Source organism: Sphingobium sp. AP49 (assembly GCF_000281715.2).
Taxonomy (GTDB): Bacteria; Pseudomonadota; Alphaproteobacteria; order Sphingomonadales; family Sphingomonadaceae; genus Sphingobium.
This window is the reverse complement of the sequence record NZ_CP124576.1, coordinates 574269-591022: the sequence shown is the minus strand read 5'-3', so window position 1 is coordinate 591022 and position 16754 is coordinate 574269. Positions and strand designations below refer to the sequence as shown.

The 16754-nt window shown below is 65.1% G+C and carries 14 protein-coding genes and 2 tRNA genes; 13 read left to right on the top strand and 3 right to left on the bottom strand.

Translation table 11 applies throughout. From position 1 onward, the window contains the following. Position 1 precedes the first annotated feature (1 nt). The gene (locus tag PMI04_RS02845) at positions 2 to 514 is read right to left on the bottom strand and encodes a hypothetical protein (protein ID WP_007709481.1); all 513 of its coding nucleotides are present in this window, start codon (positions 512 to 514) and stop codon (positions 2 to 4) included. 140 nt (positions 515 to 654) lie between these two features. Between PMI04_RS02845 and PMI04_RS02840 the strand changes: the two genes are divergently transcribed. The 10 genes from PMI04_RS02840 to PMI04_RS02795 all read left to right on the top strand — a co-directional run bounded on the left by PMI04_RS02840 (position 655) and on the right by PMI04_RS02795 (position 14570). Beyond that, positions 655 to 741: transfer RNA gene (locus PMI04_RS02840), tRNA-Leu, on the top strand. Between the two features lie 135 nt (positions 742 to 876). Next, positions 877 to 3144 carry an FdhF/YdeP family oxidoreductase gene (locus tag PMI04_RS02835; protein ID WP_007709496.1) on the top strand — a complete coding sequence of 756 codons (2268 nt, stop codon included), beginning with the start codon at positions 877 to 879 and terminating at the stop codon, positions 3142 to 3144. Beyond that, entirely contained in the window at positions 3141 to 3923 is a 783-nt protein-coding gene (gene fdhD, locus PMI04_RS02830) for a formate dehydrogenase accessory sulfurtransferase FdhD (protein WP_007709497.1), read from the top strand. Before PMI04_RS02835 ends, fdhD begins: the two co-directional genes overlap by 4 nt. A 531-nt stretch (positions 3924 to 4454) precedes the next feature. Then, the gene (locus PMI04_RS02825; RefSeq protein WP_007709499.1) at positions 4455 to 6890 is read left to right on the top strand and encodes a TonB-dependent receptor; all 2436 of its coding nucleotides are present in this window, start codon (positions 4455 to 4457) and stop codon (positions 6888 to 6890) included. A gap of 22 nt (positions 6891 to 6912) precedes the next feature. Further along, on the top strand, positions 6913 to 8322 hold the full coding sequence (locus tag PMI04_RS02820; RefSeq protein ID WP_007709500.1) for an MFS transporter: 1410 nt from the start codon (positions 6913 to 6915) through the stop codon (positions 8320 to 8322). Between the two features lie 31 nt (positions 8323 to 8353). After that, the gene (locus PMI04_RS02815; RefSeq protein ID WP_007709501.1) at positions 8354 to 9289 is read left to right on the top strand and encodes a TauD/TfdA family dioxygenase; all 936 of its coding nucleotides are present in this window, start codon (positions 8354 to 8356) and stop codon (positions 9287 to 9289) included. A 91-nt stretch (positions 9290 to 9380) separates the two neighbouring features. Then, positions 9381 to 11015, top strand: a complete 1635-nt coding sequence (locus PMI04_RS02810) for an arylsulfatase (protein ID WP_007709502.1) — start codon at positions 9381 to 9383, stop codon at positions 11013 to 11015. A gap of 150 nt (positions 11016 to 11165) precedes the next feature. Then, entirely contained in the window at positions 11166 to 11951 is a 786-nt protein-coding gene (gene lptB / locus PMI04_RS02805; protein WP_007709503.1) for an LPS export ABC transporter ATP-binding protein, read from the top strand. Between the two features lie 45 nt (positions 11952 to 11996). Continuing rightward, the gene (rpoN, locus tag PMI04_RS02800) at positions 11997 to 13511 is read left to right on the top strand and encodes an RNA polymerase factor sigma-54 (protein WP_007709504.1); all 1515 of its coding nucleotides are present in this window, start codon (positions 11997 to 11999) and stop codon (positions 13509 to 13511) included. A gap of 207 nt (positions 13512 to 13718) precedes the next feature. Then, the gene (locus PMI04_RS02795) at positions 13719 to 14570 is read left to right on the top strand and encodes a D-amino-acid transaminase (RefSeq protein WP_007709505.1); all 852 of its coding nucleotides are present in this window, start codon (positions 13719 to 13721) and stop codon (positions 14568 to 14570) included. A gap of 45 nt (positions 14571 to 14615) precedes the next feature. On the opposite strand, the gene PMI04_RS02790 is transcribed toward PMI04_RS02795, so the two are convergent. Continuing rightward, the gene (locus tag PMI04_RS02790; RefSeq protein ID WP_238535911.1) at positions 14616 to 15305 is read right to left on the bottom strand and encodes a hypothetical protein; all 690 of its coding nucleotides are present in this window, start codon (positions 15303 to 15305) and stop codon (positions 14616 to 14618) included. Positions 15306 to 15327: 22 nt separating this feature from the next. Between PMI04_RS02790 and PMI04_RS02785 the strand changes: the two genes are divergently transcribed. Further along, complete coding sequence (locus PMI04_RS02785; protein ID WP_007709506.1) at positions 15328 to 15750, top strand: winged helix DNA-binding protein; 423 nt, start codon at positions 15328 to 15330, stop codon at positions 15748 to 15750. Between the two features lie 65 nt (positions 15751 to 15815). On the opposite strand, the gene PMI04_RS02780 is transcribed toward PMI04_RS02785, so the two are convergent. Further along, the gene (locus PMI04_RS02780) at positions 15816 to 15950 is read right to left on the bottom strand and encodes a hypothetical protein (protein WP_274517624.1); all 135 of its coding nucleotides are present in this window, start codon (positions 15948 to 15950) and stop codon (positions 15816 to 15818) included. Between the two features lie 250 nt (positions 15951 to 16200). On the opposite strand from PMI04_RS02780, the gene PMI04_RS02775 reads away from it, so the two are divergent. Beyond that, positions 16201 to 16276, top strand: a tRNA-Val gene (locus tag PMI04_RS02775). A gap of 249 nt (positions 16277 to 16525) precedes the next feature. Further along, entirely contained in the window at positions 16526 to 16705 is a 180-nt protein-coding gene (locus PMI04_RS02770; protein ID WP_007709508.1) for a hypothetical protein, read from the top strand. The last annotated feature ends 49 nt before the right edge of the window (positions 16706 to 16754 follow it).

Here is a 16754-nt window from a genome sequence, read left to right as displayed (position 1 = left end):
TCTACTGCGGCAAGCCCGCCTCTGCCGGTTCTGCGGGAACCGGTGGAGGCGGCGATGCCGTCGCGACCGGCGTCATCACCGCTTGCGGTTCCGCCTCGCCCGCCGCGAATCGCTCGATCTGCGGCGGCAGGCGATGGCTCCTTACCGTCGGCGGCGGCAGCGGCGGATCGCCCAGCGCCACCGTTTCAACCGGCACATCATCCTGCGCCAGATAATCGCGTACAGCCGAATCATGCGATCCGCCGATCATGCCATCGGCATCCAGTCCCGCCATATCGGCCTTCATCCGCCGCTCCTCCAGCGTCGGCCCGCATCCCGTGCAATTGACGATTGCCGGCCCACGCTCGACGGGCGGCAGATCCTGCGATGCCGCCATGTCGATACCGCCGATATCCGCATCCATCGCCGCCCTTACCGGCCTTTGCGGGCTGGTGACATAGGAACCCAGGCCCAAGCCCATCGCAGCGGCCACTATAATGGTCGCGCCCGATCCGATCCAGAAATGTATGGACATGGGTCCAGTCCCTTTCCGCGCGCGTCGTCCGATCAAACAAACATAACGTCGATGCCGATCACTTGTTGCATGACCCAAAAGCCTTTGCTAAGGGCCGCCTCCTACCAAGACACCGGCCCCGCCGGTTTCCCTGTTGATGTGCGGTCGTGGCGGAATTGGTAGACGCGCAACGTTGAGGTCGTTGTGGCCGAAAGGCCGTGGAAGTTCGAGTCTTCTCGACCGCACCATCATTTCATGACAGCAGTAGATGACGAGATCACGCCCCACCCGGCGTGCCTCGTTGCATCCCTGCGGCCTTGGTTATTCAGGCGAATTTTCCTATATCCGTCGTGGGGCACCCAGCTGATATGGGATACATGACCATGGACAAATCCGCCGACGACCTGATCCCTGACACGGTCGAGGGCGTATCCCATTATGACGGCCCCGCCGGCGGCTGGGGCGCCTTGCGCGCGGTGGCAAAGACGGTCGCCGAACAGATGCGCGCCAGTCCCGACACTCGCGCCCTGCTCCAGATGAACCAGCCCGACGGCTTCGACTGTCCCGGTTGCGCCTGGCCCGACCCCAAGCACACCTCTTCGTTCGAGTTCTGCGAAAATGGCGCCAAGGCGGTCACCTGGGAAGCGACGGTCAAGCGCGTCGATCCCGATTTCTTCGCCCGCTACAGCGTCAGCGAATTGTGGACCTGGACCGACCATAAGCTCGAAGATGCCGGCCGCCTGACGCAGCCGCTGCGCTATGATGCCGCGACCGACCATTTCGTGCCGATCAGCTGGGACGAGGCCTTTGCCCGCGCCGGCGCTGCGCTCCAGGCGCTCGACCATGCCGATCAGGCCGAATTCTACTGCTCGGGCCGCGCCTCGAACGAATCCGCCTTCCTCTACCAATTGTTCGCCCGCGAATTCGGCACCAACAATTTCCCCGACTGCTCGAACATGTGTCATGAGGCGACCAGCACCGGCCTCCCCAAATCGATCGGCATCGGCAAGGGCACGGTGACGCTGGAGGATTTCGACCATGCCGACGCGATCTTCTGCATCGGCCATAATCCGGGCACCAACCATCCCCGCATGCTGAGCACGCTCGCCGCCGCCTCCAAGCGCGGCGTGCCGATCATCGTCGCCAACCCGATGCGCGAACGCGGGCTGGAGCGCTTCAAGTCGCCCCAGCACCCGACCGAAATGCTCTCGACCGGCGCCACCCCGCTCGCCTCGGCCTATCATCAGGTGCGGATCGGCGGCGACATGGCAATGCTCAAGGGCATGATGAAGGCACTGCTGGCGATCGAGGCGCAGCAGCCCGGCACGATCGACCACGAATTCATCGCCCAGCATACCGAGGGCTTCGACGCCCTGCGCGCCGATATCGAGGCGACCCAATGGCCGTGGATCGAGCGCCTGTCCGGCCTCACCCGCGAGGCGATCGAGAGCATGACCCATGTCTATGCCAAGGCCGACCGGGTCATCATCTGCTATGGCATGGGCATCACCCAGCATCGCCACGGCACGCAGAATGTGCAGGCGCTCGCCAACCTGCTGCTGCTGCGCGGCAATGTCGGCAAGCCGGGTGCCGGCATCTGCCCGCTGCGCGGCCATAGCAATGTGCAGGGCGACCGCACCGTCGGCATCACCGAATTGCCGACCGAAGCGATGCTGCAACGGCTCGACACCGCCTTTGCCATCCAGTCGCCGCGCAAGCATGGCCATAATGCGGTGGAAGCACTGGCCGCCATGCACGCCGGCGAATCAAAGGCGCTGATTTCGCTCGGCGGCAATCTCGCCGTCGCCATGCCCGATCCCGACGCCTGTTTCGCCGCCGTGCGTCGGCTCGACCTGTCGGTCAACATCCTCACCAAATTCAACCGCACCTGCCTGCTGACCGCGCGCGAGACATTGGTCCTGCCCTGCCTTGGCCGCACCGAACTGGATCTGCAGGCCGCCGGCCCGCAATGGGTGACGGTGGAGGACAGCATGTCGATGGTCCACGCCTCGCGCGGGAAGCTGAAGCCCCCCTCGCCCCATGTCCGCTCCGAACCGGCGATCGTCGCCGGCCTGGCCAAAGCCGCCATGCCCGCCAGCCGCACCGACTGGGACGGCATGGTCGCCGATTATGACCGCATCCGCGACGGGATCGAGGCGGTCTATCCCGATTTCCGCGACTTCAACGTCCGCGTGCGCGATCCGGGCGGCTTTCGCCTGACCATCGGCCCCAGCGACCGCATCTGGAACACGCCCAGCGGCAAGGCGCAGTTCATCACCCACCCGGCCGCGCCGGACGAGGGCGCGCTGCCGCTGCTGCTCACCACCATCCGCAGCCATGACCAGTATAATACGACCATCTACAGCTATGATGATCGCTATCGCGGCATCCATGGCCGGCGCGACATCATCTTCGCGAACGAGATCGACCTCGCCGAAATGGGCCTCGCCCATGGCGACAAGGTCGATGTAACGACGCCGGCGGGCCGCGAATTGCGCGGCTTCACCATCGTCAGACACGCCATCGCGCGCGGATCGCTCGCCGCCTATTATCCCGAGGCGAACAATCTCGTCCCGCTCGACGATTATGATCCGGCCAGCGGCACCCCCGCCTACAAGTCGATTGCCGTGACGGTGCGCACCGCCCGATGAGCGACGCCGACCGGCCCGTCCGCTTCACCCGGATCACCCCGGACGGCGGCCGCGCGCCCGTCACCCGTGCGGTCGCGGTCGAATGCCCGGTCGCGCTCGAATATAATGGCATCGGCTATGCCGTGCTGATGGCGACCCCGGCCGATCTCGACGATCTCGCCACCGGCTTCGCCCTGTCCGAACGGCTGATCGATACGGCCGCCGACATCATCGACATCGATATCCATGAAGCGCCCCAGGGTCTGCTGCTGCGCATCCGCCTGATCGCCGATCGCCATGACCGTATCCTCGCGCGCGTCCGCCACCGCGTCGCCGAATCCGCCTGCGGCCTGTGCGGCATAGAGAATCTGGAACAGGCGCTGCGCCCGCTGCCGCGTGTCACCGCCGTGACCCAGGCCGACGATGCCGCCCTGTTCCGTGCCCTCGATGCGCTCGACGCGCGCCAGCCGGGCAACCAGCGCACCGGCGCCCTCCACGCCGCCGCGCTCGCCGCACCCGACGGCACGCTCCGCCTCGCGCGCGAGGATGTCGGCCGCCACAATGGTTTCGACAAGCTGATCGGCGCCATGGCCCGCGCCGGCCTTGGCTGGGATGGCGGCTTCGCCCTCCTTTCCTCGCGCTGCTCCTATGAACTGGTGGAGAAGGCCGCGCTCGCCGGCTGCCCCCTGCTCGTCACCCTCTCCGCCCCCACCAGCCTCGCGCTGGATCGCGCCGGCGATGCTGGCCTGCGCCTGGTCACTCTGGCCCGGCGTGACGCCATGCTCACGCCCGCCGACTGAGCGGCGCAGCGCAATTTGGGCACGGCCAAGCAAAACTTGGTTGAGCCAAACACTCTATCTTATAAGTAGAGATTGCCTGAACGGAGCGGACTGGTCCCCGCCCGGATGACGACATCGGCATCGGACCCGCGGCTTTTGATTGGGATGCAGCTTGCTCCGCGTGACCAACAGCTAAAGCGCACGATGCCCGGGCGACGACGCCAGCTTCGTGTTCCCCCCAACTTGGAACGGGGAATGAAACGATGTGCCATCCACATAGACATTAGGGGCTGACGCCCGCCACGCAGCGCGCTGCTTATCAGCGCGCCTCCATCCGCCCGTCCTTCCGCCGTTCGCTCGCGCGGGAAAGGGGGATTGCATGCCCGTGGACCCACATGGCCGGCGCCCGTCACCACGCCCGGCCTATTCCGTGTCGCTGCTGCAGGCGGCCGCCGCGCTCTACGGCCCCAGCGCCGTGCGCGACGATGCGTTGCGCCCGCAGCCCTGCGCCACGCGAAAAACAGACAAAAAATTCAGGGAGTAAGTTTCTTCATGTCCGATCTTTCCGCGCCCAGCCGACCCCGGCACGGCCTTTTTCTGCGTCGCCTGCTGCTCGCCGGCGTCGCCACCGGCCTACTGCCCATCGCCGCCCAGGCAGCCGATGTCCCGACAGCAAATGCTGCCGCCCCAGCCCCTGAAGCCGCGCTGGATGAAGGCGACATCGGGACACCGATCGTCGTCACCGCCCGCCGCCGCGCCGAAAATGCACAGGACGTGCCGGTCGCGCTCAGCGTCGTCGGTGGCGAACTGCTGGAACAGCGCGGCGACTATACGCTCGCCGCCGTGCAGCAGGTCGCGCCCAGCCTCCAGCTGTTCAGCTTCAATCCCCGCAACACCAACATCAACATTCGCGGCCTCGGCTCCAATGTCGCGCTGACCAATGACGGCCTGGAAAATGGCGTCGGCGTCTATATCGACGATGTCTATTATGGCCGTGTCGGCGCCAGCCAGTTCGACCTGGTCGACCTGCAGCAGATCGAGGTGCTGCGCGGGCCGCAGGGCACGTTGTTCGGCAAGAACACCACGGCCGGCGCGATCAACATCACCACCCGCCAGCCCAGCTTCGATTTCGGCGGCCAGGTGGAAGCGACGCTGGGCGACTATGGCTTTCATCAGCTACGCGGCACGGTCACCGGCGGCCTCACCGACTGGGCGGCGGTGCGCGTCAGCATCGCCGACACCCATCGCGATGGCTTCCTGACCAATGTCTACAACGGCAAGAAAGTCCATGATTACGACAATTTCACCGCGCGCGGCCAATTGCTGCTGACCCAGGGGGAGGGGTTCAGCCTGCGCCTGATCGGCGACTATGCCAAGCAGACGCTCAATTGCTGCACCCGCCTGCCCAGCACGGTCTTCACCACCTATGATGACGGGCGCACGATCGCCAATAATTTCAACGTCCGTGCCGCGCGCGCCGGCTATACCCCGCTGCCGACCGATCCCTTCGCCCGCAAGGTCGATGTCGACGGTCAGTTCCAGGCGAACATGAACCAGTGGGGCGTTTCGGCCAAGGCCGACTGGGATGTCGGCCCGGTGACTTTGAGCTCCATCACCGCCTATCGCGCCTGGAACTGGTATCCGCGCAACGACAGCGACGTCACCTCATTGTCGGTCAACACGCTCAACCATCAGGAAAATAACCAGCGCCAGTTCAGCCAGGAATTCCGCCTCGCCTCCAATGGCGACACCCGTCTTTCCTATGTGCTGGGCGCCTATTATTTCTGGCAGATCATCAAGGGATCGGGCGCGGCGGGCTATGGCGTGGATGCGCCGCTCTGGCTGTTCCCCACCGCCGATCCGGTGGTCAGCAATGCGGCGGTCAACGGCTTCGTCGCCCGCTCCAGCTCCAACCCGGAGACCAAGAGCGCCGCGCTGTTCGGCCAGGCCAGTTACGCCATCATCCCCGACAGCCTGTCGGTCACGCTCGGCCTGCGCTACACGCATGAGAAGAAACAGGGCAGCTACAGCCAGTGGTGGGCGGAAGGGAATGACCTCTCCACCCTGACCGCCGCCCAACGCACCGCCGCGATCGCGCTGCGCAACAGCCTCAACCCCGTCGCCAGCTATTCGACCGGCTTCACCGACGACAGCCTCTCGGGCCTGGCCACCCTGTCCTACAAGGTGACGCCGGACATACTGGTCTATGCCAGCTATTCGCGCGGCAACAAGTCGGGCGGCCTCAACCTCACCAACATCCCCGCCGGGGTCAGCCCCGATGTCGGCCCGGAAAAGGTCGACAATTATGAAGCCGGGGTGAAGAGCCAGTTCTGGGGTGGGCGCGCGACGCTGAATGCCGCCGCCTTCTGGACCAATATCTTCGACTATCAGACCGCGATCACCGAACAGATTGTCGGCACCAACAGCACCCGCAACTATATCACCAACATTCCCGAGGCGCGCGCGCGCGGCTTTGAGCTGGACGGCGCGCTGGCGGTGAGCAGCCATGTCAACCTCAACGCCTCGGTCGCCTATACCGACGCCTATTATGTCGACTTCAAGAACGGCCCGACTCCGGTCGAGGCGCTGAATCCCACCACCGGCGGCTCGCCGGTCACCGATCTCAGCGGCAAGCCTCTGTCGGGCGTGCCCGAATGGTCGTGGAGCGCCGGCGGCGACTTCGCCATCCCGCTCGGCGCCACCAAATGGGGCGATGCGGAGTTGTACGGGCGTGCCGACTATAGCTGGCGCTCCTCCTACTACACCGCCGTGTCGGACAGCCGCTATTCGCTGGTGCCGAGCTACGGCGTCGCCAATGCGCGCATCGGCGTGCGGCTCGACGATGGCCTGATCGACCTGTCGCTCTGGGCCAAGAACCTGTTCGACAAGGATTATGTCGACACGCTCTCGGTCGCGAACACCGGCCTCGTCACCGCCACCGTCGGCGACCCCCGCACCATCGGCGTCACCCTGCGCAGCAAATTCTGACCCCCAATCAGGAGGCAAGATCATGGCTACCCTTCCCTACGCAGACTATCTGGATGACCGGAGCATCGTCCGACCGGAACCCGCGCGCGTCGGGGAGGGGGAGCTCTCGCGCCTGCGCCTCACCGGCTTCGCCTCGATCGCGGTGCCGATCGCCGGCGCCGGCCTGCCGCTCGCCCTGTTCGTGCCGCAGCTTTACGCCACCCAGTTCGGCCTGTCGCTCGCGGCCATCGGCTTCATCTTCCTCTTGGGCCGGATCTGGGATGTCAGCGCCGATCCGCTGGTCGGCGCGCTCAGCGACCGCACCCGCAGCCGCTTTGGCCGGCGCCGCCCGTGGATCGCGGCCGGCGGCCTGCTGTTCGGCCTGTCCTCCGCGCTGCTCTTCTTCCCGCCCGCCGCGCTGGTGACACCCGCCTATCTCGGCGCGGCCCTCTTCTTCTTCTATCTTGGCTGGTCGATGATCGAGATACCGGCCTCCGCCTGGGCCGGGGAACTGTCGCGCCATTATCATGGCCGCACCCGGGTCGTCAGCTACCAGGCGCTGCTGCGCGCCATCGGTCTGCTCGCCGTGCTGGTGCTGCCGACCATTCTCGACCAGTTCGAACCGGGCAATGGCACGCTGAAGCTCCAGCTGGTCGGCGGCTTCATCATCGCCACGCTGATCCCCAGCCTGTTCCTCACCCTCTTTTCCGTGCCCGAACCGCCCGTGCCCGCCACCCCGCCGGTCCGCCAAAGCTTCTGGCGCGCCACCAGCGTCATCTTCTCCGACCGGCTGCTGTTGCGCGTCCTCGCCTCCGACGCGGTGGTCACCGCCGGCCAGTCGATCCGCGCCAGCCTGATCGTCTTCTTCGCCGTCTGGTATATGGGCCTGCCCGCCTGGGCCAGCGGCCTCTATCTGCTCCAGTTCATTTTCGGCGTCGCCGCCGCGCCGATCTGGCTGCGCATCGGCACCCGCATCGGCAAGCGCCAGGCGGCGATCACCGGCGAAATCGCGCAGGCGGCGATCAATATCGGCCTGCTCTTCGTCTTCCCCGGCGGCCTGCCGCTGCTGCTCGCCCTCACCATCGCCCAGGGGCTGACCCAGGGATCGGGCAACCTCATGCTGCGCGCCATGGTCGCCGACGTCGCCGACGCCCATCGCCTGCGCACCGGCCATGACCGCACCGGCCTGTTCTTCTCGGTCTTCGCCCTGTCGGCCAAGCTCGGCCCGGCGATCGGCATCGGCATCGCCCTGCCCCTCATCGCCTGGCTCGGCTTTGCCGCCGGTCCCCACAATGATCCGGCCGCGCTCGAAGGGCTGAAATATGTCTTCGCCCTCGGCCCGGCCCTGGCCCACATCATCGCCACCCTCATCATCTGGCGCTTCCCGCTCGACGAAGCCGCCCATGCCGAAATCCGCCGCGCCCTAGACCAGCGCGACGCGATCCCCGCCTGACCGTCCACGCATAATCTCAAGGAGACCTGCCATGACCATATTGACCCAGAGCTTCCTCAACGCCGCCGATGCCGACGGTCCGCTCGATGTCGTTCCCGTCGCCGGCCGCATCGGCGCGGAGATTCGCGGCGTCGCGCTCGGCGGCGACCTCGACGACGCCACCATCGCCGCGATCCGCGCCGCGCTCGTCCGCCACAAGGTGATCTTCTTCCGCGCCCAGCATCATCTCGACGATGCCGGCCAGGAAGCCTTTGCCGAACGCTTCGGCAAGCCGGTCGCCCATCCGACCGTCCCGGTCGTGCCCGGCTCCAAATATCTGCTGGAACTGGATTCCAAGGAAGGCCGCGCCGCATCGAGCTGGCACACCGACGTCACCTTCGTTCCCAACTATCCTGAATCCTCGATCCTGCGCGCCATCGTCATCCCGCAGGCCGGCGGCGACACGCTCTGGGCCAATGCGGTCGCCGCTTATGAGGAACTGTCCGAACCCCTGCGCCAATTGGCCAACAGCCTGTGGGCGGTCCACACCAACCTCTACGACTATGCCGCAGTCATCAACGACGGCAATGAGGAAGCGGCAAAGCGCTATCGCGAAGTCTTTGCCTCGACCGTCTATGAGACGGAACACCCGCTGGTCCATGTCCATCCCGAAAGCGGCGAACGCTCGCTGATCCTGGGCCATTTCTTCAAGCAGTTCGTCGGCCTGAACCAGGCCGATAGCCAGCGCCTCTTCGCCACCTTCCAGGATGCCATCACCAAGCCGGAAAATACCGTGCGCTGGAGCTGGCAGCCCGGCGACGTCGCCATCTGGGACAACCGCGCCACCCAGCATCGCGCGATCGCCGATTTCGGTACCCAACATCGCCAGTTGCGCCGTGCCACCATCGCCGGCACCGTCCCCGTATCGATCGACGGTCGCAACAGCCGCAACATCAAGAAGGAACCCAAGGCCACCGAAGCGGCCTGAGCGGGGATCGCTCACCCCCAACCCCGCCCCTGAACTTCGGTACACTGGGCCGCGCTCCTTCCGGACGCGGCCCCTTTTCACGGAATCCATGATGAAGCTACGCACTGTCCTTGCCAGCCTGGCACTGGCCACCGCCCTCACCACGCCTGCGGCGGCGCGGGAAAAGCGGCCCAATTTCCTGGTGATCGTCGCCGATGACCTCGGCTATTCCGATCTCGGCGCCTTCGGCAGCGAAATCGCCACGCCCAATCTCGATCGCCTGGCCCTCTCGGGCGTGCGCCTCACCGGCTTCCACACCGCGCCCACCTGCTCGCCGACCCGGTCGATGCTCATGTCGGGCACCGACAATCATCGCGCCGGCCTTGGCACCATGGCGGAAATGCAGGCCCCCAATCAGGTCGGCAAGCCCGGCCATGAGGGCTATCTGCGCACCGATATCGCTGCCCTGCCCGAAATATTGACCGCCGGCGGCTATCGCACCCTTTTCTCGGGCAAATGGCATCTCGGCCTCACGCCCGAGCAGGATCCTCATGCGCGCGGTTTCCAGCACAGCTTCGCTCTGCTGCAAGGGGCGGGCAATCATTATGGCACCGATATTTCGGCCACGCCCAAGCTGGGCGCGACGACCTATCGCGAGGATGGCCGCACGCTCGTCAGCCTGCCCAGCGACTATTATTCCTCCGACGCCTTCGCGACCAAGCTGATCGACCAGATCAAGGCCACGAAGGATGACAAGCCCTTCTTCGCCTATCTCGCCTTCACCGCGCCACACTGGCCGCTGCAGGCCCCGGCCGAAACCATCGCCAAATATCAGGGCCGCTATGAAGCGGGCTATGAGGCACTACGGGCCGCGCGTCTGAAGAAGCAGGTCGCGCTCGGCCTGGTCCCGGCCAATGCCGCCCAGCACCCGCTTGAAAACAGCAAGCCCTGGGCGAACTTGACCCCGGACGAGAAGAAGACCGCATCGCGCACGATGGAAATCTATGCCGCGATGGTCGACCGGCTCGACCAGAATGTCGGCCGGGTGATCGATGCGCTCAAGGCCAGCGGCGAATTCGACAACACCGTCATCCTCTTCCTCGCCGACAATGGCGCCGAGGGGATGGATCTGGTCCACGCCAAAAATCCCCGCTTCCGCGCCCGCGCCGAGGCGGCCGACAACAGCTATGACAATCTCGGCAAGGACAGCAGCTATATCAGCTATGGCCCCGGCTGGGCGCAGGCGGCGACCACGCCGTCCTGGCTGTACAAGGCATTCGCGACCGAGGGTGGCACTCGCACCACCGCCTTCCTCTCCGGCCCGGCGGTGAAGAAGCCCGGCAGCATCGCCCATGATTATCTCAATGTCATGGATGTCGCCCCCACATTGCTCGACCTGGCCGGCATCGCCCAGCCCAAGGGGACGTTCCAGGGCCGCACGGTTCAGCCGATCCGGGGGACCAGTTGGGCACCCTGGCTCGCCGGCAAGGCGCCAACCGTCCACCCCGCCAGCGAGGCGATCGGCACCGAATTGTTCGGTTCGCGCGCGCTGCGCCAGGGCGACTGGAAGATCACCGATGCCGGCGATGGCCAATGGCATCTGTTCAACATCGCCGCCGATCCGGGCGAAACCACCGATCTTTCCAGCCGTGAACCCACGCGCAAGGCGGCACTGGAACAGGCATGGGACGCCTATGCCAGCGATGTCGGCGTGGTCCTGCCCAGTCCGCGCATCATGGTCGAATGACCCGGCCCGAGAGGGGTGGCTGCGCCACCCCTCTCATCTTCAACGCATTTTCCCCTTGCTCCGACGGCGATCCCATGCACAAAGCTTGCCAATTGCCGCTGGCGGACCCATTTCCCCCGCACCCGAATTTGGCGGCGCAAGGATGATGTGATGGACGATGTGACGATCCAGGACAGGGCCGCTTCGGCGCGCGCGCTCGCCCCGCAGGAAGTGGGCGAGGGGCTGTCCGTCATCTCGATCGCCAAAAGCTATGACAAGCGCGTCGTGCTGTCCGACGTGTCGCTGACCGTGGGCAAGGGCGAAGTGGTCGGCCTGCTCGGCCCCAATGGCGCGGGCAAGACGACCTGTTTCTATTCGGTGATGGGCCTCGTCCGTCCCGACCAGGGCCGCATCATCCTCGATGGCCAGGATATTACCGGCCTGCCCATGTATCGCCGCGCGATCCTGGGCCTGGGCTATCTGCCGCAGGAAACGTCGATCTTCCGGGGCCTGACGGTCGAACAGAATATTGGCGCGGTGCTGGAAATGGCCGAACCGGACAAGGCGGCCCGTGCCGCCAAGCTGGAACAGCTGCTCGATGAATTCGGTCTCACCCGCCTGCGGGACTCTGCTGCGATGGCGCTGTCGGGCGGTGAACGGCGCCGCTGCGAAATCGCCCGCGCGCTCGCGGCCGATCCCTCGATCGTGCTGCTCGACGAACCCTTTGCCGGCATCGATCCGCTCTCGATCGCCGACATTCGCGACCTGGTGAAGCAGCTCAAGACGCGCGGCATCGGTGTCCTCATCACCGACCATAATGTCCGCGAGACGCTGGAAATCGTCGATCGCGCCTGCATCATCTACAGCGGCCAGGTCTTGTTCGCCGGCAGCCCGACCGAGCTGGTGGCCAATGCCGATGTCCGCCGCCTCTATCTGGGCGAGAATTTCTCGCTCTGACATGATCATGCGCCGCCCCTTTGCAGATCAAGGCGGGCAGGGCTGATGGCGCTCGGACCGCGCCTCGACATCCGCCAGAGCCAGTCTCTGGTGATGACGCCGCAGTTGCAGCAGGCGATCAAGCTGCTGGCGCTGTCTAATCTGGAAATTGACGCATTCGTCGCGGGAGAGCTGGAAAAGAACCCGCTTCTCGACACCCTGCCGGTCGAAGAAACGCCCCGTGACGCCGGCGGGGTCGACCATATCGTCGAACCCCCGCTTCTGTCGGCGGAAACCGGCGGCAGCGACGACCTGATCGCCCAGGGGCTGGGCGGCGCCGATAGCCCGCTCGACGTCGATCATGGCGCCGACACCTTCATCGACGATGGCCCGGGCGATCGCATGGCGGGCGGCGGCGGATCGGGCTCGCTCGACATGCTCGGTGGCAGCGCCAGCGGCGAGGCGCCCGATTTCGACAGCTTTGCCAACCCTGAACCCAGCCTGCAGGAACATCTGATGGATCAGGCCCGCAGCGCGCTGTCGGGCATGGATCTGCTGATCGCGGCCCAGTTGATCGGCCAGATCAGCGAGGCCGGCTATCTCGAAGCCAATCTGCTGGAAACCGCCCATGCCATGGGCATTGCCCTGTTCGATGTCGAACGGGTGCTGACGGTTATCCACAGCTTCGATCCCACGGGGGTGGGCGCCCGTTCGCTTGCCGAGTGCCTCGCGCTGCAAGCCAGGGAAGCCGACCGCTATGATCCCTGCATCCAGCGCCTGCTCGCCAATCTCGACCTGCTGGCCCGGGGTGCCCTGCCGCAGTTGCGCCGGATCTGCGCCGTGGACGAAGAGGATTTGGCCGACATGATCCGCGAACTGCGCGGCTATGATCCCAAGCCCGGACTGCGCTTCGCCAGCGACCGGGCGACACCCGTAACGCCCGACCTGTTCGTGACACGGACGGCGGCGGGCTGGGGCATAGAGGTCAATAGCGACACGCTGCCGCGCGTGCTGGTCAATCGGACCTATTATGTCGAACTGGCCAGCGGCGCGCAGGATCGCGCTTCCAAGGCCTGGCTCGCCGACTGCCTTGCCAGTGCCAACTGGCTGGTGAAGGCGCTCGATCAGCGGCAGAAGACGATCATCAAGGTCGCGAGCGAGATCGTCCGCCAGCAGGAGGATTTCTTTCGCAAGGGTGTCGCCCATCTCAAGCCGCTGACGCTCAAGGCCGTTGCCGACGCGATCCAGATGCATGAATCGACCGTCAGCCGGGTCACCTCGAACAAATATCTCTCCTGCCCGCGCGGCTTCTACGAACTCAAATATTTCTTCACCAGCGGCGTCGCGGCATCCGACGGGGACGGCGCGGTTTCAGCAGAAGCGGTCAAGAGTCACATCAAAGCGCTGATCGCGACCGAGGAGGCCCATGCGATCCTCTCCGACGACACGCTGGTCGACCTGCTGCGTGCCAAGGGCATGGACATTGCACGGCGCACCGTCGCCAAATATCGCGAGGCGATGGGCATCGGGTCCTCGGTCCAGCGTCGCCGGCAAAAGGCGCTCAAGGGCAAGGCCGCCTGAGCCTGTCCTACGGCGGCGCTTTGCCCTATCATCGGCGGCGCCATCCCCTCGCTTTCCGATAGGATCAAGCCAGCGCAAGATAATGTCATAATGTACGGGAAATATGCGAAGTTAAGCGGGCAAAATCCTATTTCGCCGCCTTGACCCCGGCCGTCGCGGCGGCAAAAGCGGCGGCGCAAATCATCAGACCAAGGATCGCCCTCTGCCATGTCCGTCGCCTATCTCAACGGCCAGTATCTGCCGCTCGACGATGTCCGCATCTCGCCGCTCGATCGCGGTTTCCTGTTTGCCGACGGCATTTATGAAGTGGCGGCCGTGATCGATGGCCGGCTGGTCGACAGTGCCAGCCATCTCGCCCGGCTGGAACGTTCCTGCACCGAAATCGGCATCGCCCTGCCGCTGACCCTGGACGAGATCGAGGCGGCGCAAAAGGCCCTGGTCGCGCATAACGGCCTTGGCGAAGGCCTGGTCTATCTCCAGATCACGCGCGGCGCGGATGTCACGCGGGACTTCATCCCGCCCGCCGGACTCCAGCCGACCCTGTTCATGTTTGTGCAGAACAAGGCCTTCCTTGACGTTCCCGCTGCGACGACCGGCATCGCCGTCGCCTCGATGCCCGACCTGCGCTGGGCGCGCCGCGATATCAAGAGCGTCGGTCTGCTCGCCCAGGCGATGGCCAAGATGGCCGCCAAGCAGGCCGGCTGCCAGGAAGCCTGGATGATCGAAGATGGCTTCATCACGGAGGGCGCCTCCTCCACGGCCTTCATCGTCACCGACGAAGGCATCCTCACCCGCCCCTACAGCCAGTCGGTGCTCGCCGGCTGCACCGGCGCCGCACTGGCCGCCCTCGCGGAGGAAAGCGGCCTTGCCGTCATCCGTCGTCCCTTCACCCTGGCCGAAGCGCTGGCCGCACGGGAAGCCTTCATCACCAGCGCCTCGACCTTCTGCCTGTCCGTCGTGCAGATCGACGGCCAGCCGGTCGGCGACGGGGTTCCAGGGCCGATCGCCACGCGCCTGCGCACACTCTATATCGATTTCGCGCGGGCGACCGCCGTCTGACGATATGATCCGTAATGGAGGAAATGGTTCGGCGCCGGTGTAGCCCTAGGAAATTTCCTTCATACCTGCTCCAATCCGGTCGGGATCGACACCAAACCGACCGCAAAATCCGCGCTCCTGTTCATATTGGCGCTTTATCCGGATGATTCGCTCCGTTCTTGCTGTATTCCATCGGAACGAAGACGGAACAGGAGCATCATCGTGGAAGATTTTTCCTACGCTCAACCCGCCGCGTCGGCATGTCATGCCGGGCCGCAGCCCAATCTTCTGATCGTGGCGGATCGGTTCGATGTGCAGGAACTGGCGCCCGTGACCCAGGCGGCAGGGATGCGCCTGCTGGGTATCAGCACGCTTGCCGATGCTCCCGCCCGGCTGGAAGCCCAGGTCCGGTGCGATGCGCTGCTGCTCTTCTGCCCTTCCCCGACGGCCGCTCTGGCCGACCTGTTGCCCCGGATTGAGGCGCAGGCGGCGCGGGACGGTACCCATATGATCCTGGTCGCCGGCTGGGACACGGTCGACCTTGCCTTTGCCAGTCTGCGCAGTCGGCAGACCCAGTTGCTGTGCAATCCCGACCCGACCGAATTGGCCGCCGCGTTGCTGCTCGCCGCGCAAAGCCCGGCGCCGGCTGGTCGGGTGCATGAAATGGATCGCGACAGCCTTCGCCTGCAACAGTTGAGCGAGGATGTCGGCCGCATGGCCCGCACGCTGGAAGCATTGACCCGTCAATCCGCGCACCTGTCACGACCCCGCGCCATATATGGCGGACCGGGCAAGCGATTATGCCAGTATCCCGACCTTTGCGCCGATCGGCAGCGCCAGTGCGCCAGTTGGCGCCTCCCCGGTTCACGCATCACAGGTACGCGACCTGCTGCGGGCCAGGCGTATCCGGGCCGACTTTCTGCCTGGCGACCTGTTCGCCGACCCGGCATGGGATATGCTACTGGATTTGCTCGCGGCGCAATTGGAGCAGGAAAGGGTCTCGGTATCCAGCCTCTGTATCGCCGCTGCTGTGCCGCCGACAACGGCACTGCGCTGGATCGGGACACTGACCGACAAGGGGCTGGTCGTGCGGCAGGCCGACCCACAGGATGGCCGTCGCGTCTTCATCGCCCTGGCACAGGAGGCGGCGGACGCGCTCATCGCGTGGTTCGGCGCAAGCCGACGCTATCTGGCCGTGTAGAACCTGACTAAGGACCTTTTCAGGCGTCAGATTGCTTCAGTCCGACGCGGTCAAGGTCCCGCGCATCACCGGTCCGGTTGGGGCATTGTCCCGATGGAGGGCGGTGGCACGATATCCTCATCGGCCGCCTTCTGGGTCAACTGCCGTTCGATGATGGTCCGCTGCACGCGAATCCACGCCTCTACATCAGCCGCAGTCACGCTTGGTTCCTGTTGGGGTAAAACGCCGATATGAATCATGTGCAACCCTTCAGACTTATCTTGTCTTATATAAGCAACACTTTTCCCTCTAAACGGTTTCAAAGAGGTTAAGCCTGCGTAATGATCCCGATTCTGCGGGCAGGCATGGGCAATTGGGAATAGGGTTAACGGCGCAATGTGTGCAATCCGGGGCGAAACGACGCTTGACCGCCCGTATAAAACACCTAGAAGCGCCAAATTCCCACGACGGGGGCGATTAGCTCAGTTGGTAGAGCGTCTCGTTTACACCGAGAATGTCGGCGGTTCGAGCCCGTCATCGCCCACCAGTTTTCGGCCTTTAGAGCCCGTCCGGGGGACGGGCGGCCGAAAAACTCCGAGCAGCTATGCTGCGAGGACACCAGATATGACATGATGTCCGGGGACGGCTTCCGGCGAAACTTCCAAGCGACAGCGAAGCGCTCGGCCTTTAGAGCCGGCCCAAGCGACAGCAAGGCCAGCCGCCCGGCAGGACAAGCTCCACTCCGCACCCGTAACATTCATCCTGCAGCAAGCATGGGTACGGCATTCTTCCACCCATGCCGATCAGCTTCTTCCTTGGCGGCTCCGTCGCGCCGATCCTGCTGATGCTCTCGCCCTTTGCGGTGATGGCGATCGGCGACTGCGCCGACTGGCAACCCACGATACAGAGCGCAAAGATCGCGCCGAAGCCCACCGCCGACGCCGGCTGCACCGCCCCCCGCTTCCCCCTGATGTAATCGCACGCGACGCATATTGCGGCGCAGCGCTGCCACTGCTAATTCCGCC